Raw genomic sequence first — 23,018 nt, forward strand, 5'->3', positions numbered from 1 at the left:
TGGCGAACGTGATCCGGATAGGTACCCGGGGCAGTCTCTTGGCCACCACCCAGGCCGGCGTCGTCAGGGACGCCTTGATCGCCAACGGTCATCCAGCGGAGCTGGTGATCATCACCACCGCCGGCGACCGCTCGTCGGCGCCCATCGAGACCCTGGGCGTCGGCGCCTTCACCACCGCGCTGCGCGAGGCGATGAACGACGGCCGGGTGGACGCCGCGGTGCACTCCCACAAGGATTTGCCCACGGCGGACGACCCGCGGTTCACCATCGCGGCGATCCCGCCGCGCAACGACCCCCGCGACGTGGTGGTGGCCCGCGACGGGCTGGTGCTCGGGGAGTTGCCGGCCGGTTCGCTGGTGGGCACCTCGTCCCCGCGGCGGGCTGCGCAGCTTAGAGCATTGGGTCTCGGTTTGGAAATCCGCCCCCTACGAGGCAACCTAGATACCAGGTTGAACAGGGTAAGCAATGGTGATCTCGACGCGATCGTGGTAGCCCGGGCCGGACTGGCCCGGCTCGGTCGCCTCGACGATGTCACCGAGACGTTAGAGCCGGTGCAGATGTTGCCAGCACCGGCTCAGGGCGCGCTCGCCGTCGAATGCCGCGCCGGCGATGCGTTGGTAGCGGTGCTGGCGGAGTTGGACGATGCCGACACGCGTGCGTCGGTCACTGCGGAGCGAGCCCTGTTGGCCGAACTGGAGGCCGGTTGTTCCGCACCGGTGGGCGCGATCGCCGAGGTGGTCGAGTCCATCGATGAGGAAGGCCGAGTCTTCGAAGAGCTGTCGCTGCGCGGGTGCGTGGCGGCACTGGACGGATCTGACGTGATCCGCGCGTCCGGGGTCGGCACCGCCGACCGGGCGCGTGAGCTGGGGGTTTCGGTCGCCGCGGAGTTGTTCGAACTCGGCGCCCGAGAACTCATGCAGGAAGCGCGGCAGGACCCGGCACGAGGAAATTAATTGCGAGTGACGTGGGAGCGACAATGACGACGCGAGGGCGTAAGCCGAGACCCGGCCGCATCACGTACGTGGGTTCTGGTCCCGGCGATCCGGGACTCCTGACCACCCGGGCCGCCACGGTATTGGCGAACGCCGCCTTGGTGTTCACCGACCCCGACGTGCCGGAGCCGGTGCTGGCGCTGATCGGCAAAGACTTGCCACCGGTTTCGGGCCCGGCACCCGCCGATGCCCCCGCCGGGCACGGCGACGCCGCCACCGGCGCGGAGCAACCCGCGGTGATATCGGCCGGTCCCGATGTCCGCCCGGCGCTCGGCGAGCCCGCCGAGGTGGCGAAGACGCTGACGGCCGAGGCCCGAACGGGCGTCGACGTGGTCCGGCTGGTGGCTGGGGATCCGCTGACGGTTGACGCGGTCATCACCGAGGTGAACGCCGTCGCGCGGAGCCACCTGCACCTCGAGATCGTGCCCGGCCTGGCTCCCACGGACTCCGTGCCCACCTACGCGGGGTTGCCGCTGGGCTCGTCGCACACGGTTGCCGACGTCCGCGACCCACATGTGGACTGGGACGCATTGGCCGCGGCGCCCGGTCCGCTGATCCTGCAGGCGACCACGTCGCATCTGGCCGATGCGGCGCGCACCCTGATCGAGCACGAACTGGCCGAGACCACTCCGTGCGTGGTGACCGCGCACGGCACCACCTGCCAGCAGCGTTCTATCGAGACCACGCTGGGCGGCCTGACCGACTCGGCCGTGCTGGGCGCGACGGACCCGGCGGGCCCGTTGACCGGGCCGCTGGTGGTGACCATCGGCAAGACGGTGGCCAGCCGGGCGAAGCTGAACTGGTGGGAGAGCCGCGCCCTGTACGGCTGGACCGTATTGGTGCCGCGCACCAAGGACCAGGCCGGCGAGATGAGCGAGCGGCTGACCTCCTACGGTGCACTGCCGATCGAGGTGCCGACCATCGCCGTCGAGCCGCCGCGCAGCCCCGCGCAGATGGAGCGGGCGGTCAAAGGTCTGGTCGACGGCCGCTTCCAGTGGGTGGTGTTCACCTCCACCAACGCGGTGCGCGCGGTGTGGGAGAAGTTCGGCGAGTTCGGTCTGGACGCTCGTGCCTTCTCGGGCGTGAAGATCGCCTGTGTCGGCGAATCCACGGCCGATCGGGTGCGCGCCTTCGGGATCAGCCCCGAATTGGTGCCGGCCGGGGAGCAGTCGTCGTTGGGTCTGCTGGACGATTTCCCGCCCTACGACAGCATTTTCGACCCGGTGAATCGTGTCCTGCTGCCGCGGGCCGACATCGCCACCGAGACGCTGGCCGAGGGGCTGCGCGAACGGGGCTGGGAGATCGAGGACGTCACCGCCTACCGGACCGTGCGGGCCGCCCCGCCGCCGGCGGAGACGCGGGAGATGATCAAGACCGGCGGGTTCGACGCCGTGTGCTTCACCTCCAGCTCCACGGTGCGCAACCTGGTTGGCATCGCCGGCAAGCCGCACGCGCGGACGATCATCGCCTGCATCGGTCCCAAGACCGCCGAGACCGCCGCCGAGTTCGGGTTGCGGGTGGACGTGCAGCCGGAAACGGCGGCGGTCGGTCCGCTGGTCGACGCTTTGGCCGAGCACGCCGCGCGGTTGCGCGCCGAGGGTGCGCTGCCACCGCCGCGTAAGAAGAGCCGCAGGCGCTAGTGGTTGCGGCGATCGCAAGCGCGGCCGTGGCGATCGCAAGCGCGGCGAAGCCGGGCGCGGCGGGTCGCCACGAGAGCGCGAAGCCGGGCGCAGCGGGTCGCCGCTGATGAGCGCATTTCCGCGGCAGCGCCCGCGTCGGCTCCGCTCCACCCCAGCGCTGCGTCGTTTGGTGGCGCAAACGTCCTTGGAGCCAAGGCATTTGGTGCTGCCGATGTTCGTCGCCGACGGTATCGACGAACCGCGGCCGATCGCGTCGATGCCCGGCGTCGTGCAGCACACCCGCGACTCGCTGCGCAGCGCCGCGACCGATGCCGTCAACGCCGGCGTTGGTGGCCTGATGCTGTTCGGCGTGCCTCGCGACGAGGACAAGGACTCGACGGGGTCGGCGGGCACCGACCCCGATGGCATTCTCAATCTCGCCCTGCGGGACCTGGCCAAGGATCTCGGCGACGCGACGGTATTGATGGCCGACACCTGCCTGGACGAGTTCACTGACCACGGCCATTGCGGCGTGCTGGACGCCAGGGGCCGGGTCGACAACGACGCCACCCTGGCCCGGTACGTGAAACTGGCTGTCGCACAGGCGGAGTCGGGCGCCCACGTGGTCGGGCCCAGCGGGATGATGGACGGCCAGGTGGCCGCGATCCGTGACGGCCTGGACGCCGCCGGTTACACCGACGTGGTGGTCTTGGCCTATGCCGCGAAATTCGCCTCGGCGTTCTACGGCCCCTTCCGCGAGGCGGTCAGTTCCAGTCTGTCCGGGGACCGGCGCACCTATCAGCAGGAGCCGGGAAACTTTCGCGAGGCGCTGCGCGAGATCCGGCTGGACCTCGACGAGGGCGCGGACATCATCATGGTCAAGCCCGCGATGAGTTACCTCGACGTGGTGGCCGCCGCGGCGGACATCTCGCCGGTGCCGGTGGCCGCCTACCAGGTTTCGGGGGAGTACGCCATGATTTGCGCTGCAGCCGCGAATAATTGGATCGACGAGCGGGTGGCGGCGCTCGAGTCGTTGACCAGCATCCGCCGTGCAGGAGCCGATATCGTGCTGACCTATTGGGCCGTGGACGCGGCCGGTTGGCTTTCGTGAGATGGGGCTTGCTTTGACATCACAGTCGACGAAGGGCGAGCCGAAGCCGTTGTTCTACGAGCCGGGCGCCAGCTGGTGGTGGGTGGCATGGGGCCCGGTGGCCGCGGGCTCGATGATCCTGATCGAGGTCTGGAGTGGCGCCCCGGTGTCGTTCTTGATCCCGGTGATCTTCCTGGTCCTGGTGTCGGGGTTCGTCGGGTTGCAGGTCAAGGCGGCCCGGATCCACGTCTCGGTCGAGCTCACCGAAGACGCCCTGCGGCAAGGCACCGAAACCATCCTGGTGCGCGAGATCCTCAAGGTGTATCCCGACGCCGAAAACCACGAAGCGTCCGGTAAGGAGCTGGCCCAGTGGCAGTCGGCGCGGGCCCTCGGCGAGTTGGTCGGGGTGCCCCGCGGCCGGATCGGCATCGGGCTTCGGCTCACCGGAAAACGCACCGTTCAGGCCTGGGCCCGCCGGCATCGTCGCCTCCGCGAGGCGCTGACCCCGCTGGTCCAGGAGCGGGTCGAACCCGCCCGCTCGGAGGCCACCGACGCCGACCATGACGACGAGGCCGGGCCCACCCAGTGAGCGCCCCACGCTGGACAACCAGGGTCCTCGTCGAACTCGGCCTGGCCTGCGCGGCGTTCGTCGGCGCGATTGTGAGCTGGTCGCGTTCGCATCACGCGGTGGCGGTGGCGCCCATCGCGGACGGGCAGCCGTTCACGACGTCAACGGTGTACGACCCGCAGCTGCTGTTGCTGACCCTCTTGCTGCTGACGAGTGCAGGGGTGCTGGCGGTGGTCGGAACCGCCCGACACCGCCGCGAGCGACGCTCTAAGACGTCCTGACCAGCGGCAGCGCCAGCCGACGGCGCCGGGCTATGGCGTCGGCCAGGTCGTGCAGTGCCTCGGGCACCGAGTGGTCGTCCGAGAAACCGCTGTCACCCAACGCTTCGGTGACCGCCGGGCTCGCGACCAGCGTCCATTGCACCCCTTCGGCGCGGCAGTCGTCATCGACGGTTTGCAGAAGCGAAATGCCCGCCGCAGCAAATTGACTGACGCCGCTCATGTCGAGCACCACGCGGTCTTCTCCGAGGATGAAACGGTGAATGTAGCCGGCGACTCGGTCGGCATTGAGATCGTCGATTTCGCCCCGGATGGTCACCACGGTGGCCAGCTGACGACGGTGCGCCCGGATCCAGGCGCCGTCGCAGTGAAAGATGCCGTTTTGTTCCCGTGCCAGCACATCGGCGATCGTCATGAACACCCCTCGCTCTCCGTGGCGTTCGCTGTACTTCTGACGCTAAACCCCAAGGTTAAGGAGGGTGAAAGCCGAACCTAACGGTTTGCTAAGGAAGCGATTGTCGCCCTTTTCGAGCAAAGGTCGCCGGGCGCGGATTTTCGGCGAAAGGCCGCATGCCACACCACAACCGTCCGCGCGCCGGGGCGATTGCGCTGCTAGGCTGCCATGGCTACCGGTTGCGAGGCGGGGGCTTGTGACATCGCGTGGTCGCCCGGTCAGCCGACCTAAAAGGCGAACGGAACAGCAGAGTCCAGGCGGAAAGAAAAGCGCTGTGCGCGGTGGAAATATCACGGGAGAGATCAGGGGCGAGATCAAGGCCCTGACGGGGCTCCGCATCGTCGCCGCGCTGTGGGTCGTGCTGTTTCACTTCCGGCCGATGCTGGGCGACGTGGGAACCGATTTCCACGATGCCCTCGCGCCCGTGCTCAACTGCGGAGCCCAGGGCGTCGACCTGTTCTTCATCCTCAGCGGATTCGTTCTGACCTGGAACTACCTCGACCGGATGGGCCGGTCATGGTCGACGCGCGCGACCCTGCACTTCCTGTGGCTGCGGCTGGCCAGGGTGTGGCCGGTGTACCTGGTCACGCTGCATCTCGCCGCCCTCTGGGTGGTCTTCACCCTGCACGTCGGCCACGTGCCGTCGCCCGATGCCGGTCAGCTCACCGCGATCAGCTACGTGCGCCAGATCCTGCTGGTGCAGCTGTGGTTCGTGCCGTTCTTCGACGATTCGAGCTGGGACGGGCCCGCCTGGTCGATCAGTGCGGAATGGCTGGCGTATCTGCTTTTCGGCCTTCTGGTGCTGGTGATCCTGCGGATGAAGCAGGCGACGCGGGCGCGCAGCCTGATGGTGCTGGCGTTCGCGGCGGCGCTGCCGCCCGTGGTCATGCTTCTGGCCAGTGGCCACTTCTACACCCCGTGGAGCTGGCTGCCGCGGATCGTCACCCAGTTCACGGCCGGCGCGCTTGCTTGCGCCGCGGTGCGCCGGCTGCGGCTGACCGATCGCGGTCGCCGAGTGGCGGGCTACCTGTCCCTGCTTCTGCTGGCCGCGATGGTGGGCGTCCTCTACTGGTTCGACGCGCACCCGATCTCCGGTGTGGTGGAGAACGACAGCGGTGGCGTGGTCGACATCCTGTTCATTCCGCTGGTGATCACGCTGGCCATCGGCGTCGGCAGCCTGCCCCGGGTGCTCTCCACCCGGTTGATGGTCTACGGAGGCCAGATCTCGTTCTGCCTGTACATGGTTCACGAGCTGGTGCACACGGCGTGGGGCTGGTCAGTCGAGCAGTTCGAGCTTCGGCCGCAGGACAATCCGTGGAAATGGAACATCATTGGCCTGCTCGCGATCGCCGTGATCATCTCGATCGTGATGTATCACTTCGTCGAAGAGCCCGCCCGCCGCTGGATGCGCCGGATGGTCGATGTCAAAGCCGTCACCGCGAGAAGCGAGCCCGACGAGCCGCCGAACGGCAAGGTCCACCCGATCGACCGCTCGCTGGAAGCTGTTTCGGTCCGCGCGGTGTGACGGTTGCGTTAGCGCACGGCCGCGGGCCGGCGGCGGATAATCGATGAAAATCCGGTGGCACATGACGATGCCGTTGACGGGGGAGGTAGTGGTGAGTCGTCTGGCCACCTTTGTCATCGGCCTGACTTTTCTGGTCGGCGTCGGCATCGCGTACCCGGCTCAGGTGCGCACCTACGACACGCTGACCCTGGATTTCCGGTTGAACCACATTGCCGTCATCGGCGACTCCTATACCACCGGCACCGGTGAAGGTGGGCTAGGCCCGAGGTCATGGCCCGCCCGCGCCTGGGACGTTCTCGCCGCGCGCGGCGAACGGATCTCGGCCGACGTCTCGGCCGAGGGCAGGGCCGGCTACGGCATGCCGGGCGACCATGGCAGCGTCTTCGAGGACCTGACCGCAAGGGCCGTGCAGCGCGACGATGTGCTGGTGGTGTTCTTCGGCTCCCGCAACGACGAGCCGATCGATCCGGGCGTGATCGGTCAAAAAGCCCGCAGCGCATTCGATTTGGCCCGCAGCCTGGCGCCGTCTGCTCGGTTCCTGGTGATCGGGCCGCCGTGGCCGACCGCGGACGTGCCCCTCCCGATCCTGCAGATTCGCGACGCGCTCGGGGCGGCGGCCGGCGGCGCGGGTGCGACGTGGGTCGACCCGATCGCCGAACGCTGGTTCGTCGGTAGGCCCGACCTGATCGGGGCGGACGGAGTGCACCCGAACGACGCCGGGCATCAATACATGGCGGACAAGATCGCGCCGCTGATCCGCACCCAGCTGTCGACCTGACCTAGCCGTGCCGGGCCGCTTCCTGAGCGAGCTGTACCCGCGATGACACGGCGAGCTTGGTGTAGACGTGCGTGAGATGAGACTGCACGGTGCGCGGCGAGACGAACAGCCGTGCGGCAATGTCCTTGTTGGGCAATCCTTCGCCGACGAGCCGGACGACGTCGAGTTCGGTGGGCGTCAGGGACTCCCAACCGCTGGCCGGCCGTCCGCGCGAGCCGCGGCCGCGCTGCGCGTAGCTGATGGCCTCTCCGGTCGACAGCGCGTTGCCTTCCGCCCATACGGCTTCGAAAGCCTGCTGGCCCAGGGCTTCTCGTGTCTTTGCCAGCGACGCGTCATAGCTGGCTTGAAAAGCCTTGAAGCGCACCGAGCCCTGGCGCTGCCGCAGGCCTTCGGCCGCACCCAAAAGCCGCGCGGAATGCTCGGGATTGATATCGGCGGCCAGGGCGGCAAGACCTTCGAGGGCATCGGGTAGATAGTGGGTTCCGCCCGTGTCCTCGGCGGCCGCGACGGCATCGTGCAGGTCGCGTTCGGCCTGGTGCGGCTCACGTTGCGCGACCGCGACGCGGGCCCGCGCCGTCAGCGCCGCCACCCGATAGCAGCCGGGCACCGTTGCGACCGTGTCGTCCGCCCAGCGGCGGGCGCCGAGCAAGTCTCCGCAACCCATCAGAGCGTCGGCCATCGGCAACAGGCTTCGCACAAACAGCTCTTTCAGCGGAGAAGTGTGCTGCAGGGCCGCGTCGCACGCCTCCTTGGCCCCCGCAACGTTCGCATCTGCCAACTCGGCGTTGGCCAGGGCTGAGAAGGCGGTGTCCTCGTGGAAACCGCCGATGGCAGCGCCGTTTTCGAGGGCGGCTTCCGCGGCGGCCCGGCCCGCCGCGGCATCGCCGGTCATCGCGAGCGCTTGTCCCAGCGCCATGAGGCCAAACGTCTCCATGGGGAGGTCATCGGCGGCCCGGGCTTCCTCGACCAGCGCATGGGATACCCGAAGCGCCTCGGGCAGCTTGCCCTGCATGGCGAGCGCGCCCGTGAGGAACACCCGGCTGTAGCGCGACATGAAACTGTCGCCGAGCTTGTCGGCGAGGTCTCGTCCCTCCTCGCCGGCCTCCTGCGACGCGATCGGATCGCCGGTGACATTCCTGGCGAAGCACTGGTAGGCGCGCACGTGGTAGAGAGCGGAAAGGTCGCCCGAGGCGCGAGCCAGGTCGGCCGCCTCGGCGAAAAGCGGCGCGGTCAGCTCCGCGTCGTTGAACGCCAACATGCAGCAGGTCCTCAGGCAGTGGGCGATGAGGTGCTGATCGCCGACTTGCCGCGCGGCAGCCAGGGCCTCTTCCGCCCGCTCGAGGCTGGCTGGAACGGAGTACCAGACCGCGAGCAGCCCCGCGTCGGCGACCGCGCGCGCCCAGATTTCGGGCGCGACGTCCGTATCGCGGTACCGCTCGTCGCTGAAGACGGCCTCGAATCCGGCCACTCCCTCGCGGAACCGTGCACGCGTCACCCACAGCCGCTGCAGGGCCGAGACGAGCTGCAACGCCGGCTCGAACTCCCCGGCGTCGCAACTCCACGCGTGGGCGGCCCGCAGGTTGGCCATCTCGAGTTCGGCCCACGGAACCAACGGTGTCCCGTCGCCACGCATCCGCGATTCCAGCGTCACGGCGGCCGCGGTGTAGTAGTCGCGGTGCCGGATCCGTACGGCCTCGGCCTCGCCCGACTCGGCGAGCTTTTCCAGGCCGTACTGGCGGACGGTCTCCAGCAGGCGGTAGCGCATCATGCCGTCGATTTCTTCGGTGACGATCAGCGACTTGTCCACGAGCAGCCCGAGCAGGTCGATGAGCTGGAAGTGCTCCACACCGGCGTCGGCGCCCACGGCGTGCGCGGCGTCCAGGTCGAAACCGCCCATGAACACGGCCAGGCGGCGAAACAGGATGCGCTCAGGCTCGGTGAGCATGGCGTGCGACCAGTCGATGGATGCGCGCAGCGTCTGCTGGCGGCGAACCGCGTTGCGTGCGCCCCCGGCCAGGAGGCGGAAGTTGTGATGAAGGCTGTCGACGATCTGGGTCAGGGACAGGGTGCGGGTCCGCGCCGCAGCCAGCTCGATCGCCAGCGGCATGCCGTCCAGGCGCCGGCAGATCTCGGCGATGGCGGGTGAATTGTCCTCGGTGCGTTGGAAATCCGGTCTGGTGCGACGGGCACGGTCGACGAACAATTCGAGCGCCTCGCCGTCGACCGACAGCGACGGCACGCGCCAGGTCAGTTCTCCGGCGACGCCGACCGGCTCCCGGCTGGTCGCCAGCACCGTGACAGCCGGGCCCGCGTCAAGCAGGGCCACGACCAGTGTCGCGCTGGCATCCAGTAGGTGCTCGCAATTGTCGAGTACCAACAGCATTTTGCGGTCCCGGACGAACTTCGACACCGTCTCCATGGTGGAACGGCCCGGTTGGTCGGCAAGACCCAAGGTGCGCGCCAGGGTGACCGGCACGACGAGGGGATTGGTGACGGGGGCAAGATCGACAAACCAGGCCCCGCCGGGGAACGCGTCCGCAACCTGCTCGGCGACCTGCACCGCCAACCGGGTCTTGCCGACGCCGCCCGCGCCGGTCAGGGTCACGAACCTGTTGTCCCGCAAGATCTGTCCGATGTCGCTGATCTGCGTGCCCCGGCCGACGAAGCTGGTCAGCTGTGTCGGAAGATGGGCATTGGCAACGTCATTCGCCCCTCGCAACGGCGGGAAGTCGTTGGTCAGGCCGGGGTGATTGAGTTGGACGACGCGTTCCGGCCGCGGCAGGTCGCGCAACGGGTGGACGCCCAGGTCGGTCAGCCAGGCATCGGTCGGTAGCCGGTCGAGCACCAGCGGTTCGGTGGCACCGGAGAGCACGGTCTGCCCGCCGTGGGCGAGGTCGCGCAGCCGCGCGGTGCGGTTGATTGTGGGCCCGGCGTAGTTGCCGGCGTCGCGCAGCTGCACCTCGCCGGTGTGCAGGCCGATGCGGATCCGGATCGGCGGCGGGACGGCCAGCTGGAGTGCAAGCGCGCACCCGACGGCGTCGCTGGGGCGGGCAAAGGCCACCACGAAACTGTCGCCCTCACCCTGTTCGACGGGCCGCACCCCGCCGTGGGCGGCGACGAGATCGTTCACGGTTTGATTGAGCTGCTCGAGCGCCGCCGTCATGGTGTCGGACTGGGTCTCCCACAGCCGTGTCGAGCCTTCCACGTCGGCAAGCAGCAACGTCACGGTCCCTGTGGGCAGGTCGCTCACGCTCTGCTCGCTCCAGTCCAGCAGCGGAGTGTCCGCCGACGAATGAATGTCGATCATGTTAGCCAGCATGCGGGGACGATGAGTGGCAAAACATCAGCGAAAGCGCGCAACTCCGCCGGCCAGCACGCGGAGCTACGACCCGGGTTCAGTCCTCGGCGTGCCGCTCGTAGTCCCATCGCTCCAGGCGGGCTTGCAAGTTCAGCAAGCCGAACCCGGCGACAGGAGCGGCGGCCGCAATGCAGGCCAGCAGCAGCGGAGTCATCCCCACAACCTCCCAAAACCCTTCGCTGATATGACGTTCGTCGACCACCAGAAGTTCATTGCCGTTCACCCACCCGCCAGGGCGCGGTCCGCCAGCGCGCCAGCACCTGCGCGACCGCGATGACCGCGACCGCCCGCAAGCCCTCGATGTCGGGGCGAAATCCGGTCCGCTTCACCGCCCGCTCGGTTTGGCGGGTGGGGAGTTCGCTCGGCCGGACGCTCATGGGGTTCCGCTAGGACGCCATCCAGGCAAGCTCGCCGGGCAACTGTGCCCGCCAATAGACGATGTCGTGGCCGCCCAGCGAGAAGCTGCCGGCTGGCGGCGTCTTCAGCTGGCTCACGAATTGCCGCGTGGCCGAATAGAAGCGGTCGAAGGTGCCGCAATCCACGCGCAGCGGGATCTGCGACAACGCCGGCACACCCAGCACGCTGTTCTGGGTAAAGTCGTCCTCGCTGTCGAACGCCTTGGGAGCGCAGTCGGCGAACGAGGGGTACAGCGCCGGACTGATCGCGCAGATGCCCGCGGTCCGCGCGGGCCCCAGCTTGGCGCCCAGGTGTAGCGCCCCGTAGCCCCCCATCGACCAGCCCATCAAGCCAACCCGAGAGGTGTCGAATCCCATCGAGGACAGCATCGGCAGCAGCTCGTCGAGCACCATGGCGCCCGAGTCGGTGCCGTCGGCCCGTTTGTGCCAGTAGGAGTCGCTGCCCCCGTCGACGCCCACCACCGCGAACGGCGGCTTGCCCTCCTTGACCAGCTGGGCCAGGCCCCGCTCGACGCCGCAGTCGAGCATCATGTTCGCGTCGCCGTCCTTGCCGTGCAGGGCGATCACGGGTCGCAGCATCCCGGTTTGCCCCGGCGGCAACGCGATCACGTAATTCGTCTTCACGCCCCCGCGGGCGGCGGAGACGAACGAACCCGTGAGCCTGGTGGGGAGGTTGCTGCTCGCTGCCGACGGCTCGAACGGGGCGGGAGCCTGCGGCAACGTCGCGGCTAGCGACCTGACCGGATCGAGTAGGGCGCTTAAGGCGAACACGCCAGCGGCTCCCAGGCCGGTGCCGGCTCCCATTCTCAGCACCGCCCGGCGTGTCAGGTCAGGCATGATCGCAATAATGCCGCGCTGACCGGGCATTCCCGCCTGAGCCACGCCGAAATGGAACATTTGTGTGATCTCGCGTGACCGATCGGTCATGAACCGGTTACCTGTGGGGCACCGCAGGTATGGGTCTGGCGGCCGAGTTGCGGCACCATGCTACGGCCACCATCGCGACGCCCGCCGGTGTCTCCGCGCACTGCTATTCCCTTGTGCCAGAAGAGAAAAGACGGGTATGGGGCGGGGAGGTCGACTCCCCCGGAGGACGCCTCTCGCCGCGCGGCAGCGCCGCCGGACGGGGATGCAATCTGGACGGTTTCAACCCTCCCGTACCGGCCGCAAGTTTCGCAGGATGGAGCTTTCGTGCCTGGCGTCGTGGATTGAAAGAGGATTGAGGATGAGTCTGGCGTTTCATTGGTTTCTGCCGACCTACGGTGATTCCCGGAACCTGGTGGCGGGCGGACACGGGACGCCGATGTCCGGGGACCGGCCCGCCACGCTGAAGTACCTGCACCAGATTTGTGCGGCTGCCGAGGACAATGGCTTCGAGGCGGTGCTCACCCCCACCGGATTGTGGTGTGAGGATGCCTGGTTGACGACGGCGATGCTGGTCGAGGCCACCGAGACGCTGAAGTTTCTGGTCGCCTTCCGGCCCGGGTTGCTGAGCCCCACCCTGGCCGCCCAGATGGCCGGGACCTTCCAGCGGCATTCCGGCGGGCGGCTGCTGCTCAACGTCGTCACCGGTGGCGAACCGCACGAGCAGCGGGCCTACGGAGACTTTCTCGACAAGGAGGCGCGTTATGCGCGCACCGCCGAGTTCTTGCACGTGGTCCGCCAACTGTGGACCGCATCGGAGCCGGTCACCTTTGCGGGAGAGCACATTCGCGTCGAGGGCGCGCAGCTGAACAATCCACCCGATCCGGTGCCGGCGGTGTTCTTCGGCGGATCGTCGGCGGCGGCCGGTCCGGTCGCGGCCAAGCACAGCGACGTCTACCTCACCTGGGGTGAGCCGGCCACGGCGGTCGCGCAGAAGATCGACTGGATCCGTGGGCTGGCCGTGGACGCCGGCCGAATCCTGCAGTACGGCTTGCGGATTCATGTGATCAGCCGCGACACGTCCGAGCAGGCATGGGCCGAGGCCGACCGGCTGCTGGCCGCTGTCGACCCGGCCGACGTCGAGCGGGTGCAGGCCAGCCTGGCCCGCAGCGAATCGGAGGGCCAGCGGCGCATGCTGGACCTGCATGGCGGAAGCAGCAGCCGGTTGCTGGTGGGGCCCAACCTGTGGGCCGGCGTGGGGCTGGTCCGCGGGGGAGCGGGCACCGCGTTGGTCGGGTCGCACGCCGAGGTCGCCGAACGGCTGACCGAGTACGCCAAGATCGGCATCACCCACTTCATCCTGTCGGGATATCCGCACCTGGAAGAGGCCTACTGGTTCGGCGAGGGCGTCCTGCCGCTGCTGGAGCGAACGGGGTTGTGGCGTCATCCCGGCCGGCCCAACGGCCGGTCGCGCCCGGTATCGGCGACGCCGTTCGCGGCCGCCTCGGCCCACTGAGACCATGGCGGCCACGTTGCCCGCGCCGGCGACCGGCGCAGGCCTCGACCCGAGCGCCCGCGCGGTCGAAGAGTCCGCCGCGCAGCAACGCGGGCGGCTGCGCATCGTCGTCGCGGCGAGCCTGTTGGGCACCACCGTGGAGTGGTACGACTTCTTCCTCTACGCGACCGCGGCGGGCCTGGTGTTCAACAAGGTCTTCTTTCCCAGCGAGAGCTCACTTGTCGGCACGCTGCTCGCGTTCGCGACGTTCGCCGTCGGGTTCGTCATGCGGCCGGTCGGCGGGCTGGTCTTCGGCCACATCGGCGACCGGATCGGCCGCAAGCGCAGCCTCGCGCTGACCATGCTGATCATGGGCGTCGCCACGGCGTTGATCGGGGTGTTGCCCACCGCCGCGCAGATCGGGGTGTGGGCGCCGCTGTTGCTGTTGGCGCTGCGGATCCTGCAGGGATTCGCCCTCGGCGGCGAGTGGGCCGGTGCCGTGTTGCTCGCAGTGGAGCACAGCCCCGAGGGCCGGCGCGGCCGCTTCGGGGCTATCCCGCAGATCGGGCTGGCGCTCGGATTAGCCTTGGGCACAGGGATTTTCGCGTTCCTGCAAATCGCCTTGGGTCCGGCCCGCTTCCTCGCCTACGGCTGGCGTATCGGTTTTCTGCTCAGCCTGGTGCTGGTGGTGGTCGGCGTCGTGGTGCGGTTGCGGGTCGAGGAGACACCGGCTTTCCGCGAGCTGCGTGAGCTCGAGGCCACGGCCACGGTGCCCATCCGCGAGATCGTCCGTGAACCCCGGTCGAGGCGAAACACGGTGTTGGGCTTGCTGTCTCGCTGGGCCGAAGGCTCGGCGTTCAACACCTGGGGCGTCTTCGCGATCAGCTACGCCACCGGGGCGCTGGGCTTCAACCGGGTGTCGGTGCTGGTGGTGGTGACCATCGCCGCCCTGTTGATGGCGGCGCTGCTGCCCGTGTCGGGGGCGCTGACCGACCGGTTCGGCGCCCGCCGGGTGTACCTGGCCGGCGTGGCATGCTACGGCGTCGCGGCGTTCCCCGCCTTCGCCCTGTTCGGCACCAGGAACCTGGTCTGGTTCGCGGTGGCGCTGGTCGTCGTGTTCGGCGTTGTGCACGCGCTGTTCTACGGGGCGCAGGGCACGCTGTACTCGTCGCTGTATCCCACCAGCACGCGCTACACTGGTCTGTCGTTCGTGTATCAGTTCTCGGGCATCTACGCCTCCGGCGTTACCCCGATGATCGTGACCGCGCTCATCGCGGCCCTCGGCGGCGCGCCATGGCTGGCGTGCGGGTACCTGGTGGCGACGGCCGTCATCAGCGTGCTCGCCACGGCATTGATCCGCGAGCAAGACCTATATCTTTGAGCTAACTTCGCACTAGTGTCGTTCCCGTCGGGAGTCGCGAGGAAGCGAGAAGGCAATGACTGACGGGAACGTCGCCGGTTTCGAGCCGCTGTACGACGAGGCAGAACATGCCGGCGGGCGGATCCCCTGGGACATCGGCGGCCCGCAGCCGGCGGTCCAGCAGCTGGTGGCCTACGGCGGGATACGCGGCGAGGTGCTCGATCCCGGCACGGGCCCCGGCCATCACGCCATTCACTTTGCCGCGCATGGATATTCGGCGACCGGAATCGATGATTCACCCTCGGCCATCGAGCAAGCCAAGCGCAACGCCGATCGGGCCGGCGTCGAGGTCGATTTCCAAGTGGCCGACGCCACCAGGCTCGAAGGCTTCGAGGGTCGATTCGACACGGTGGTGGACAGCGCTTTCTATCACGTGTTCCTCAACGACGGGGTCACCCAGACGCGGTACGCGCAGGCGCTGCACCGCGCCACCAGGCCCGGGGCGCGGCTGTACATGTTCGAATTCAGCCCCCACAACGTCAACGGCCTGCAGTGGACGGCCATACCCGCCGACAACTTCGAGCGGGTGTTCGGTGCCAACGGATGGCGCATCGACTACCTGGGCAGCACGACGTATGAGGCCCGCTTCCTCAAGGAGACGTTCGACGCCATGAAGACGCTCGCGTCCGAACAGCAGGGCGAGATTCTGCAGCGGATGCGGCCGCTGGTACACCGGCTGGGCGTCATCGACCCCCTGCTGGAAGACCACCGGGTCCACCTTCCGGTGTGGTCGGTGGTGGCCACCCGCCTCGACTGAGCACCGCTGCATCCGACCGGCATGGCACGCACTCCGCAACTGCGCCAGGGGCTGTCGCAGCGCCAGCTCAGCATGATCGCCCTCGGCGGCGTCATCGGTGCCGGCTTGTTCGTCGGCTCGGGTGTGGTGATCAAAGACACCGGCCCCGCGGCGTTTGTGACGTACGCGCTGTGCGGCTTGCTGATCGTCCTGGTGATGCGCATGCTGGGCGAGATGGCGGCCGCGAACCCGTCGACCGGTTCGTTCGCCGATTACGCGGCTAAGGCGCTGGGCCGCTGGGCGGGATTCTCGGTCGCCTGGCTGTACTGGTACTTCTGGGTGATCGTGGTCGGCTTCGAGGCCGTCGCCGGCGGGAAAGTCCTCAACTACTGGTTCCACGCGCCGCTGTGGCTGCTGTCGCTGTGCCTGATGGTCTTGATGACGGCGACCAACCTGTTCTCCGTCTCGTCTTTCGGTGAGTTCGAATTCTGGTTCGCCGGAATCAAAGTCGCGACCATCGTGATCTTCCTCGGTGTGGGCACGGCCTTCGTGCTGGACCTCGTGCCGGGCCATCACGGCGGACTGGCCAACCTCACCGCGCACGGCGGCTTCTTCCCGAAGGGCGTCGGGGCCGTCTTCGCCGCCATCGTGGTGGTGATCTTCTCCATGGTCGGCGCCGAAATCGTCACCGTGGCCGCGGCGGAAAGCCGGGACCCGGAACTGGCGGTCCAGAAGGCCACCAGATCGGTGGTGGCGCGGATCGGCGTCTTCTTTGTGGGGTCGGTGTTCTTGTTGGTGGCGATATTGCCTTGGGACTCCGTGGAACTCGGCGCGTCGCCGTACGTGGCCGCGCTGAACCACCTGGGGCTGCGCGGCGCGGACCAGGTGATGAACGCCGTGGTGCTCACCGCGGTGCTGTCCTGCCTGAACTCCGGACTGTATACCGCGTCGCGCATGCTGTTCGTGCTCGCCGAGCGGGGCGAGGCCCCGACGCGGTTGGTCAGGTTGAGCGGGCGTGGCGTTCCGCACGTCGCGATTTTGTGCTCGTCGGCGGTCGGGTTCGGCTGCGTCATCATGGCGCGCGTCGCGCCCAACACCGTGTTCCTGTTCCTGCTCAACTCCTCGGGCGCCATCATCTTGTTCGTCTACTGGCTCATCGCGCTTTCGCAGATCACCTTGCGCCGCCGCACCCCCGCCGAAAAGTTGCGGGTGAAGATGTGGTTCTTCCCGGTATTGTCCATCCTCACCCTGGCCGGAATCACCGCCGTGCTGGTGCAGATGGCCTTCGATCGCTCGGCGCGCAGCCAGCTCTGGCTCAGCCTGTTGTCGTGGGCGGTGGTGATCGGGGTGTACTTCGCCGCCCGCGCCCGCGGCCGAATGGGTAGCCGCAGTGCGATCCCCGCGGGGGAGTAGCAACCCAGTGCCTCGGGCGGTTAATCGTCACCGCTTTGCCGACCGGCTGACATGTGGCGGGGCATCCGCATGTGTTCCTCGGCGCGACCCCATGTCACCGTCGGGACGAATCGCTCGTCAGTCCAAGTCACCGATTCCACCCGCACCCGTCCCCGCCAGTTCTTCACGATTTCGGCGTGCACCGGCCAGCGGATGAAACGGCGTAAATCGCTTCTGCTGTCCCAGACGGATAGCGATCCGCCGCGGCACTCCGCAGGCTTGCCCCAGAGCCACAGTCCGACCGCTCCGTGCATGATCGGCCAGCTTTGCGCCAGCCTCAAACCCAGTTCGGCGACCTGCTGCCAATCCTGTTCGGATTCGCTATGAAAGTCGGTGAAACTCACTACAACCGGGAACCGGGTCGAGTCGGACGGGCCCGGCAGCCAGTCGGTGCTGATGAGCCCGGCGCCGGGTGTGATCGGCGGTTGGCCCGCCGCTTTCGCCTCACCCGAGGATGGCCGGCCGTCGTCACCACTGGCCAAGACGTCGCCGCGTTGCGTTGTGGTCATGGACAGCTCCTATGTCAAATGGCAGCGCGGCAAGCCCGTACCGCCTGACAAAATAATAAGCGTACATAGATGATATGACAATGCATATAAAATGCCGATGTCTATCATCACGACATGGCACGAAAGTCGACGCGTCCAGATCTTGCGGCAATGCTCGTGCGGCTGACCCGGCAAGCCGTGGCCGCCGAGCGGCCGGTGCTGGCGGCGCACGGCCTGTCGATGTGGGGTTACGTCATTCTCAGCGCCCTTGATGGCTCGCCGATCCGCACGCAGGCGGCCCTCGCCGAGGCGATCGGCGCCGACAAGACGCGCATCATTCCCACGCTCGATGAACTGCAGGAGCGCGGCTACATCGAACGCTCACCCGATCCCGATGACCGTCGCGCGCGCCTGCTGGCGATCACCAGCGCCGGACGGTCGATCAAGAGTGCCGCGCAGCGCGACATCCAAGCCGGCGAGGAGCGCTGGCTCGGGCAGCTGTCCACCAGCGACCGAACCGTCTTTCTGCGCGTGCTGCGCCAGCTGGCGTTCGGATGAACACGTCGAGCGCACGCCGCAGTGCAATCCGGGGCTGGTGTGGACCGCCGGTCGGTGTGCCATGACAGCCGAGGAGCGGCGCGCCGGCGTTGATCTGACCAACCTGGACCAGCCGCTGAGCCCGGACGCCGGAGCCACCAAGCGTGAGCTGATCGACTACCTGGATGCGGTCGCCGACCGAATGTTGCCCGTCCTGGCCGGTCGCGCGCTCACGGTGCTGCGCCTGCTGCGGGGCCAGGCCGCGTTCATGCAGAAGAACGTGCCGAAGTACGCACCGCCTGGGTGCGGACCGTCCCGGTATGGGCCGACGCATCGAAACGCCAAGTGCACTATGTCGTCTGCGACGACCGGCGGACGCTGCTTTGGCTGGCCAATCAGCGCGCCCTCGAATACCACCCGTCGCTCGGACTGGTCGATGACCTGCGTCGGCCCACCCATTTGGTGCTCGACCTCGACCCGCCGGCCGACGGCGACTTCCCCGCCGTGGTCGCCGTCGCCTACCTGGTCCGGCAGGCGTTGGCCGACAGCCGTTTGGCGGGCGCGGTGAAGACCAGCGGCGCCAAGGGCATTCACGTCTTCGTGCCGGTCGACGGCACGGCCGCGGTGGACGACGTTGCGGCGGCTACCCGGGCGCTCGCCGCCCGCGTCGAAGCGCTCGACCCGCAAAGGGCGACAACGGCTTTCATCGTGGCCGACCGCGCCGGCAAGGTGTTCGTCGACTCCACCCGGGCCGGCGGGGCGACCGTCGCCGCCGCCTACAGCCCGCGCCTGCGGCCGGGCATGCCGGTGTCCTTTCCGCTCGCCTGGTCGGATCTCGATTCCGTACGTCCCGGCGACTTCACCATCCACACGGCGATCGCTGCCCTTGCCGGGCGCGATCCGTGGTCCGAGCACATGCCTGATCCGCAGCGTCTGCCGGACGATCTGATCGAGCAGGGCCGCGCGATTCCGGTCGCCCGGCTGGCCGCTATGCACGAGGGCAAACGGCGCGCGCGGGCCCGCCGGACGACCCCTGGGGCTTGACGACCTCCCGGGCGTGCGGGCGCCCGCCTTACTCGGTCCTGGTGAGCAATACCGCCTGCTCGAACGGCAGCCGGGCGAACACCGCGCGGCCCCGTGTCACGTACCGGGCCGCCTCGTCGTTGGTGACCACTCGCGGCTCGGCGATGCCGAAGCTCTTGCCGTTGCGGTGCATGCGCCCGCCTCCCGCGGCGATCAAGTTCTTCAGCCAGTCCCGGTCCGGGCCGTAGGTCAACAGGATCGCCACCCCGGGCTTGCCGTCGACAGCTGTGCTGAACACGTTCACCGGGGTGCGGTACGGCTTGCCCGAGCGGCGGCCGACGTGTTCGACGATGGCGAACGGCGGCAGCCGGCCGGCCCATAGCCGCTGAACTGGATTGGTGACGCGGCGGTTGAACCGGGCGAGCCCCTGCGGCATCTGCATACCGCTATCCAACTCGCCTGCGCCGCCGGGTATCAACCCAACTTTTGGCTGCGATCGGGTCTAGCGTCTTAACATGGGCGACTCGCCAGGTAACGAAGCGGCAAGGCGATGCCTGACCCTTCCTGCTACACCCTGTAGTTGAACCGGCCGCGGGGGCTGGGACACTGGTTGTCATGGGAAGCAGTGACCAGGCGACCGCGCATGCCGCGACGACGGCGGCGTCGGCCCGGTTGTTCGAGGAGGCCTGCGCCGTCATCCCCGGCGGCGTGAACTCCCCGGTGCGCGCGTTCACCGCGGTCGGCGGGACCCCGCGCTTCATCACCGAGGCCCGCGGGTGCTGGCTCACCGACGCGGACGGCAATCGCTACGTCGACCTGGTCTGCTCCTGGGGCCCGATGATCCTCGGACACGCGCACCCCGCCGTCGTCGAAGCCGTCACCACGGCCGCGGCTTCCGGACTGTCGTTCGGCGCGCCCACTCCGGCGGAGAGCCGCCTGGCCGCCGAGATCATCGAGCGGGTGGCGCCGGTCGAACGGATACGGCTGGTCAACTCCGGCACCGAGGCGACGATGAGCGCGATCCGGCTGGCCCGCGGGTTCACCGGCAGGCCCAAGATCGTCAAGTTCTCCGGCTGCTATCACGGCCACGCCGACGCGCTGCTCGCCGACGCGGGCTCCGGGGTGGCGACGCTGGGTCTGCCGTCCTCGCCCGGGGTCACCGGCGCGGCGGCGGCCGACACGATTGTGTTGCCGTACAACGACATCGACGCCGTGCGCAGGGCGTTCGCCGAATTCGGCGACCAGATCGCCGCGGTGATCACCGAAGCCAGCCCAGGCAACATGGGCGTCGTCCCGCCCGTGGCCGGCTACAACGCGGGGCTGCGCGCGATCACCGCCGAGCATGGCGCGCTGCTGATCGTGGACGAGGTGATGACCGGGTTCCGGGTCAGCCGAAGTGGTTGGTACGGAATCGATCCCGTCCCCGCCGACCTGTTCACCTTCGGCAAGGTGATGAGCGGCGGACTGCCCGCGGCCGCTTTCGGCGGACGCGCCGAGGTGATGGAGCGGCTGGCGCCGCTGGGGCCGGTGTATCAGGCCGGCACGCTGTCGGGCAACCCGGTGGCGGTGGCCGCCGGCTTGGCGACCCTGCGCGCCGCCGACGCCGCGGTCTACGCCGCACTGGACGCCAACGCCGACCGGCTGGCCGGCCTGCTCTCCCAGGCGTTGACCAACGCCGCTGTGCCGCACCAACTTTCGCGGGCAGGCAACATGCTCAGCGTGTTCTTCGGCGACGCGCCGGTGACCGACTTCGCGTCCGCGCGGGCCAGCCAGACGTGGCGCTACCCGCCGTTCTTTCACGCCCTGCTGAACGCGGGCGTCTACCCGCCCTGCAGTGCTTTCGAGGCATGGTTCGTCTCTGCGGCGCTGGACGACGCGGCGTTCGACCGGATCGCCGACGCCCTGCCCAACGCGGCCCGCGCCGCCGCCCAGGAGGACAAGCCCTGATGGCCGAGCAAACCCGCGTCCACGTCGTGCGCCACGGCGAGGTGCACAACCCCAGCGGCGTCCTCTACGGCCGGCTGCCCGGGTTCCACCTGTCCGACCGGGGCCGCGAGCAGGCGGCCGCGGTCGCCGATGCGCTGTCCGGCCGCGACATCGTCGCGGTGGTCGCATCTCCACTGCAGCGGGCCCAGGAAACCGCCGCGCCCATCGCCGCGAAGCACGACGTGGCCGTGGACACCGACCACGACCTAATCGAATCGGCGAACTTCTTCGAGGGCCGACGCGTCGGCCCCGGGGACGGCGCCTGGCGCGACCCGCGGGTCTGGTGGCACCTGCGCAATCCGTTCACCCCGTCGTGGGGCGAGCCGTACGCCGAGATCGCGGCGCGGATGACGACCGCGGTGGACAAGGCCCGCGCCCGCGCGGCCGGCAGCGAGGTCGTGTGCGTCAGCCATCAGCTCCCGGTGTGGACGCTGCGGCTGCACGTGACCGGCCAGCGCCTGTGGCACGACCCGCGGCGCCGCGAGTGCGGGCTGTGCTCGATCACCACCCTGGTGTACGAGGGCGACCGGCTGGTCGACGTCGAGTATCAGGAACCGGCGGGCGGTTGATCATGCGGCGACTGGCGACGGCCGGGGTCGTACTGACGACCCTGGTCGCCGGCTGTTCTTCCGGTCGCGACGCGGTGGCCCAGGGCGGCACGTTCGAATTCGTTTCGCCCGGCGGGAAGACCGACATCTACTACAACCCGCCGACCAGCCGCGGCCACCCCGGTCCCCTGTCCGGGCCGGACCTGGCGGACCCCGCTCATCCGCTGTCGCTGGACGATCCGATCTTCGGCGGCCGCGTCGTCGTCATCAACATCTGGGGGCAGTGGTGCGGCCCATGCCGGGCCGAGGTCAGCCAACTGCAGCAGGTGTACGACGCCACCCGCGACAAGGGGGTGTCCTTTCTCGGCATCGACGTGCGCGACAGCAACCGGCAGGCGGCGCTGGACTTCGTCAACGACCGCCACGTGACGTTCCCCTCCATCTACGACCCGGCGATGCGCACGCTGATCGCGTTCGGCGGCAAGTACCCGACCACCGTGATCCCGTCCACGCTCGTCCTGGACCGGCAGCACCGGGTCGCGGCGGTGTTCCTGCGCGAACTGCTGGTGGCCGACCTGCAGCCCGTGGTGCAGAAGTTGGCCCAGGAGTGAGCGGGTTCACCCAGATCGCCGCCGCCGGACCGCTCCTGGTGGCCCTCGGGGCGTGCCTGCTGGCGGGGCTGGTGTCGTTCGCCTCGCCCTGCGTGGTGCCGCTGGTACCCGGCTACCTGTCCTACCTGGCCGCCGTTGTCGGCGTGGACGAGCAACCGCCGCCCGGCGCCATCAAGGCCCCACCGTCGGCGCGCTGGCGGGTCGCGGGCTCGGCGGCGCTGTTCGTTGCCGGGTTCACCACGGTGTTCGTGCTGGGCACCGTTGCCGTCCTCGGCATGACGACCGCACTGATCACCAACCAGCTGCTGCTGCAGCGGGTCGGCGGCGTCCTGACGATCGTGATGGGGCTGGTGTTCGTCGGCCTCATCCCGGCCCTGCAACGCCAGGCGCGGTTCAGCCCGCGGCAGCTGACGACGGTCGCCGGGGCGCCGCTGCTGGGCGCGGTATTCGCGCTGGGCTGGACGCCGTGCCTGGGGCCGACGCTGGCCGGCGTGATCACCGTGGCCTCGGCCACCGACGGCGCGAGCGTGGCCCGCGGGATCACGCTGGTGATCGCGTACTGCCTGGGGCTGGGCATCCCGTTCGTGCTGCTGGCCTTCGGCTCGGCGGGCGCGGTGGGGGCGCTGGGCTGGCTGCGCCGCCACACCCGGGCCATCCAGATCTTCGGGGGCGCGCTGCTCATCGCGGTCGGTGCGCTGCTGGTCAGCGGGGCGTGGAACGACTTCGTCTCCTTGCTGCGCGACGCCTTCGTGTCCGACGTGAGGCTGCCGATTTGAGGCA

Annotated in this window: 22 protein-coding genes and 1 pseudogene; 17 read left to right on the forward strand and 6 right to left on the reverse strand. The window is 68.8% G+C overall.

Features of this window, described 5'->3' with window-relative positions; translation table 11 throughout:
- The first annotated feature begins 8 nt into the window (after positions 1 to 8).
- The 5 genes from hemC to A5756_RS19960 all read left to right on the forward strand — a co-directional run bounded on the left by hemC (position 9) and on the right by A5756_RS19960 (position 4,550).
- On the forward strand, positions 9 to 953 hold the full coding sequence (hemC, locus tag A5756_RS19940; protein WP_066956661.1) for a hydroxymethylbilane synthase: 945 nt from the start codon (positions 9 to 11) through the stop codon (positions 951 to 953).
- A 23-nt stretch (positions 954 to 976) separates the two neighbouring features.
- Complete coding sequence (locus A5756_RS19945) at positions 977 to 2,632, forward strand: uroporphyrinogen-III synthase (protein ID WP_066956412.1); 1,656 nt, start codon at positions 977 to 979, stop codon at positions 2,630 to 2,632.
- Between the two features lie 106 nt (positions 2,633 to 2,738).
- On the forward strand, positions 2,739 to 3,722 hold the full coding sequence (hemB, locus tag A5756_RS19950) for a porphobilinogen synthase (RefSeq protein WP_082948394.1): 984 nt from the start codon (positions 2,739 to 2,741) through the stop codon (positions 3,720 to 3,722).
- 1 nt (position 3,723) lies between these two features.
- On the forward strand, positions 3,724 to 4,290 hold the full coding sequence (locus A5756_RS19955; protein ID WP_066956415.1) for a DUF3093 domain-containing protein: 567 nt from the start codon (positions 3,724 to 3,726) through the stop codon (positions 4,288 to 4,290).
- Positions 4,287 to 4,550 carry a hypothetical protein gene (locus tag A5756_RS19960; protein ID WP_066956418.1) on the forward strand — a complete coding sequence of 88 codons (264 nt, stop codon included), beginning with the start codon at positions 4,287 to 4,289 and terminating at the stop codon, positions 4,548 to 4,550. The genes A5756_RS19955 and A5756_RS19960 overlap by 4 nt, the downstream gene beginning before the upstream one ends.
- Here the strand turns inward: A5756_RS19960 and A5756_RS19965 are convergent.
- Entirely contained in the window at positions 4,537 to 4,962 is a 426-nt protein-coding gene (locus tag A5756_RS19965) for an STAS domain-containing protein (RefSeq protein ID WP_066956668.1), read from the reverse strand. The two genes, A5756_RS19960 and A5756_RS19965, sit on opposite strands and share 14 nt — an antisense overlap.
- Before the next feature lie 313 nt (positions 4,963 to 5,275).
- Here A5756_RS19965 and A5756_RS19970 point away from each other — a divergent pair, with 313 nt between their 5' ends.
- Both A5756_RS19970 and A5756_RS19975 read left to right on the forward strand, forming a co-directional pair.
- A complete protein-coding gene (locus A5756_RS19970) occupies positions 5,276 to 6,526 on the forward strand; it encodes an acyltransferase (RefSeq protein WP_066956421.1) in 1,251 nt (416 codons plus the stop codon).
- Positions 6,527 to 6,617: 91 nt separating this feature from the next.
- Complete coding sequence (locus A5756_RS19975) at positions 6,618 to 7,304, forward strand: GDSL lipase (RefSeq protein ID WP_066956670.1); 687 nt, start codon at positions 6,618 to 6,620, stop codon at positions 7,302 to 7,304.
- Between the two features lies 1 nt (position 7,305).
- On the opposite strand, the gene A5756_RS19980 is transcribed toward A5756_RS19975, so the two are convergent.
- The 3 genes from A5756_RS19980 to A5756_RS19990 form a co-directional block, all read right to left on the reverse strand.
- Complete coding sequence (locus A5756_RS19980; RefSeq protein ID WP_066956424.1) at positions 7,306 to 10,623, reverse strand: LuxR C-terminal-related transcriptional regulator; 3,318 nt, start codon at positions 10,621 to 10,623, stop codon at positions 7,306 to 7,308.
- Between the two features lie 248 nt (positions 10,624 to 10,871).
- The gene (locus A5756_RS26040) at positions 10,872 to 11,039 is read right to left on the reverse strand and encodes a hypothetical protein (RefSeq protein ID WP_156659694.1); all 168 of its coding nucleotides are present in this window, start codon (positions 11,037 to 11,039) and stop codon (positions 10,872 to 10,874) included.
- A gap of 9 nt (positions 11,040 to 11,048) precedes the next feature.
- Positions 11,049 to 11,927, reverse strand: coding sequence for an alpha/beta hydrolase-fold protein (locus A5756_RS19990; protein ID WP_231989262.1), 879 nt, complete (start codon positions 11,925 to 11,927; stop codon positions 11,049 to 11,051).
- Between the two features lie 376 nt (positions 11,928 to 12,303).
- Between A5756_RS19990 and A5756_RS19995 the strand changes: the two genes are divergently transcribed.
- The 4 genes from A5756_RS19995 to A5756_RS20010 are packed head-to-tail and all read left to right on the forward strand — an operon-like array spanning position 12,304 to position 17,006.
- The gene (locus A5756_RS19995) at positions 12,304 to 13,458 is read left to right on the forward strand and encodes an LLM class flavin-dependent oxidoreductase (RefSeq protein WP_066956431.1); all 1,155 of its coding nucleotides are present in this window, start codon (positions 12,304 to 12,306) and stop codon (positions 13,456 to 13,458) included.
- Positions 13,459 to 13,462: 4 nt separating this feature from the next.
- Entirely contained in the window at positions 13,463 to 14,818 is a 1,356-nt protein-coding gene (locus A5756_RS20000; protein ID WP_066956434.1) for an MFS transporter, read from the forward strand.
- Positions 14,819 to 14,873: 55 nt separating this feature from the next.
- Positions 14,874 to 15,614 carry a class I SAM-dependent methyltransferase gene (locus A5756_RS20005; RefSeq protein ID WP_156659696.1) on the forward strand — a complete coding sequence of 247 codons (741 nt, stop codon included), beginning with the start codon at positions 14,874 to 14,876 and terminating at the stop codon, positions 15,612 to 15,614.
- Positions 15,615 to 15,635: 21 nt separating this feature from the next.
- Positions 15,636 to 17,006, forward strand: coding sequence for an amino acid permease (locus A5756_RS20010; RefSeq protein WP_066956437.1), 1,371 nt, complete (start codon positions 15,636 to 15,638; stop codon positions 17,004 to 17,006).
- Between the two features lie 20 nt (positions 17,007 to 17,026).
- On the opposite strand, the gene A5756_RS20015 is transcribed toward A5756_RS20010, so the two are convergent.
- A complete protein-coding gene (locus tag A5756_RS20015) occupies positions 17,027 to 17,554 on the reverse strand; it encodes a hypothetical protein (protein ID WP_066956440.1) in 528 nt (175 codons plus the stop codon).
- Between the two features lie 114 nt (positions 17,555 to 17,668).
- Between A5756_RS20015 and A5756_RS20020 the strand changes: the two genes are divergently transcribed.
- Together A5756_RS20020 and A5756_RS20025 are read left to right on the forward strand one after the other, a co-directional pair.
- Positions 17,669 to 18,091 carry a MarR family winged helix-turn-helix transcriptional regulator gene (locus A5756_RS20020; RefSeq protein ID WP_066956443.1) on the forward strand — a complete coding sequence of 141 codons (423 nt, stop codon included), beginning with the start codon at positions 17,669 to 17,671 and terminating at the stop codon, positions 18,089 to 18,091.
- Positions 18,092 to 18,272: 181 nt separating this feature from the next.
- Positions 18,273 to 19,114, forward strand: a pseudogene (locus A5756_RS20025) (DNA polymerase domain-containing protein).
- 28 nt (positions 19,115 to 19,142) lie between these two features.
- Here the strand turns inward: A5756_RS20025 and A5756_RS20030 are convergent.
- Positions 19,143 to 19,535 (reverse strand): nitroreductase family deazaflavin-dependent oxidoreductase, encoded by a 393-nt coding sequence (locus A5756_RS20030; protein ID WP_066956445.1) that lies wholly within the window; start codon positions 19,533 to 19,535, stop codon positions 19,143 to 19,145.
- A gap of 173 nt (positions 19,536 to 19,708) precedes the next feature.
- Here A5756_RS20030 and hemL point away from each other — a divergent pair, with 173 nt between their 5' ends.
- From hemL to A5756_RS20050, 4 genes are read left to right on the forward strand one after another with little or no spacing between them, the layout of a single operon-like run.
- Entirely contained in the window at positions 19,709 to 21,040 is a 1,332-nt protein-coding gene (hemL, locus tag A5756_RS20035) for a glutamate-1-semialdehyde 2,1-aminomutase (RefSeq protein ID WP_066956447.1), read from the forward strand.
- Positions 21,040 to 21,648, forward strand: a complete 609-nt coding sequence (locus A5756_RS20040; RefSeq protein WP_066956450.1) for a histidine phosphatase family protein — start codon at positions 21,040 to 21,042, stop codon at positions 21,646 to 21,648. The genes hemL and A5756_RS20040 overlap by 1 nt, the downstream gene beginning before the upstream one ends.
- Positions 21,649 to 21,650: 2 nt before the next feature.
- Positions 21,651 to 22,238 carry a TlpA disulfide reductase family protein gene (locus A5756_RS20045; protein ID WP_066956453.1) on the forward strand — a complete coding sequence of 196 codons (588 nt, stop codon included), beginning with the start codon at positions 21,651 to 21,653 and terminating at the stop codon, positions 22,236 to 22,238.
- Positions 22,235 to 23,014 (forward strand): cytochrome c biogenesis CcdA family protein, encoded by a 780-nt coding sequence (locus A5756_RS20050; protein WP_066956456.1) that lies wholly within the window; start codon positions 22,235 to 22,237, stop codon positions 23,012 to 23,014. Before A5756_RS20045 ends, A5756_RS20050 begins: the two co-directional genes overlap by 4 nt.
- Positions 23,015 to 23,018: the final 4 nt, after the last annotated feature.

It is taken from the genome of Mycobacterium sp. 852002-53434_SCH5985345, from assembly GCF_001667155.1.
In the GTDB taxonomy this organism is placed as follows: domain Bacteria; phylum Actinomycetota; class Actinomycetes; order Mycobacteriales; family Mycobacteriaceae; genus Mycobacterium.

Coding starts and splice junctions, on each gene's coding strand:
- A5756_RS26040 (WP_156659694.1), bottom strand. CDS start 11,039: ATGAGCGTCCGGCCGAGCGAACTCCCCACCCGCCAAACCGAGCGGGCG.
- A5756_RS20010 (WP_066956437.1), top strand. CDS start 15,636: ATGGCACGCACTCCGCAACTGCGCCAGGGGCTGTCGCAGCGCCAGCTC.
- A5756_RS20020 (WP_066956443.1), top strand. CDS start 17,669: ATGGCACGAAAGTCGACGCGTCCAGATCTTGCGGCAATGCTCGTGCGG.
- hemB (WP_082948394.1), top strand. CDS start 2,739: ATGAGCGCATTTCCGCGGCAGCGCCCGCGTCGGCTCCGCTCCACCCCA.
- A5756_RS20015 (WP_066956440.1), bottom strand. CDS start 17,554: ATGACCACAACGCAACGCGGCGACGTCTTGGCCAGTGGTGACGACGGC.
- A5756_RS20030 (WP_066956445.1), bottom strand. CDS start 19,535: ATGCAGATGCCGCAGGGGCTCGCCCGGTTCAACCGCCGCGTCACCAAT.
- A5756_RS19965 (WP_066956668.1), bottom strand. CDS start 4,962: ATGACGATCGCCGATGTGCTGGCACGGGAACAAAACGGCATCTTTCAC.
- A5756_RS20005 (WP_156659696.1), top strand. CDS start 14,874: ATGACTGACGGGAACGTCGCCGGTTTCGAGCCGCTGTACGACGAGGCA.
- A5756_RS19980 (WP_066956424.1), bottom strand. CDS start 10,623: ATGCTGGCTAACATGATCGACATTCATTCGTCGGCGGACACTCCGCTG.
- A5756_RS19955 (WP_066956415.1), top strand. CDS start 3,724: ATGGGGCTTGCTTTGACATCACAGTCGACGAAGGGCGAGCCGAAGCCG.
- hemL (WP_066956447.1), top strand. CDS start 19,709: ATGGGAAGCAGTGACCAGGCGACCGCGCATGCCGCGACGACGGCGGCG.
- A5756_RS20040 (WP_066956450.1), top strand. CDS start 21,040: ATGGCCGAGCAAACCCGCGTCCACGTCGTGCGCCACGGCGAGGTGCAC.
- A5756_RS19945 (WP_066956412.1), top strand. CDS start 977: ATGACGACGCGAGGGCGTAAGCCGAGACCCGGCCGCATCACGTACGTG.
- A5756_RS20045 (WP_066956453.1), top strand. CDS start 21,651: ATGCGGCGACTGGCGACGGCCGGGGTCGTACTGACGACCCTGGTCGCC.
- A5756_RS20000 (WP_066956434.1), top strand. CDS start 13,463: ATGGCGGCCACGTTGCCCGCGCCGGCGACCGGCGCAGGCCTCGACCCG.
- A5756_RS19995 (WP_066956431.1), top strand. CDS start 12,304: ATGAGTCTGGCGTTTCATTGGTTTCTGCCGACCTACGGTGATTCCCGG.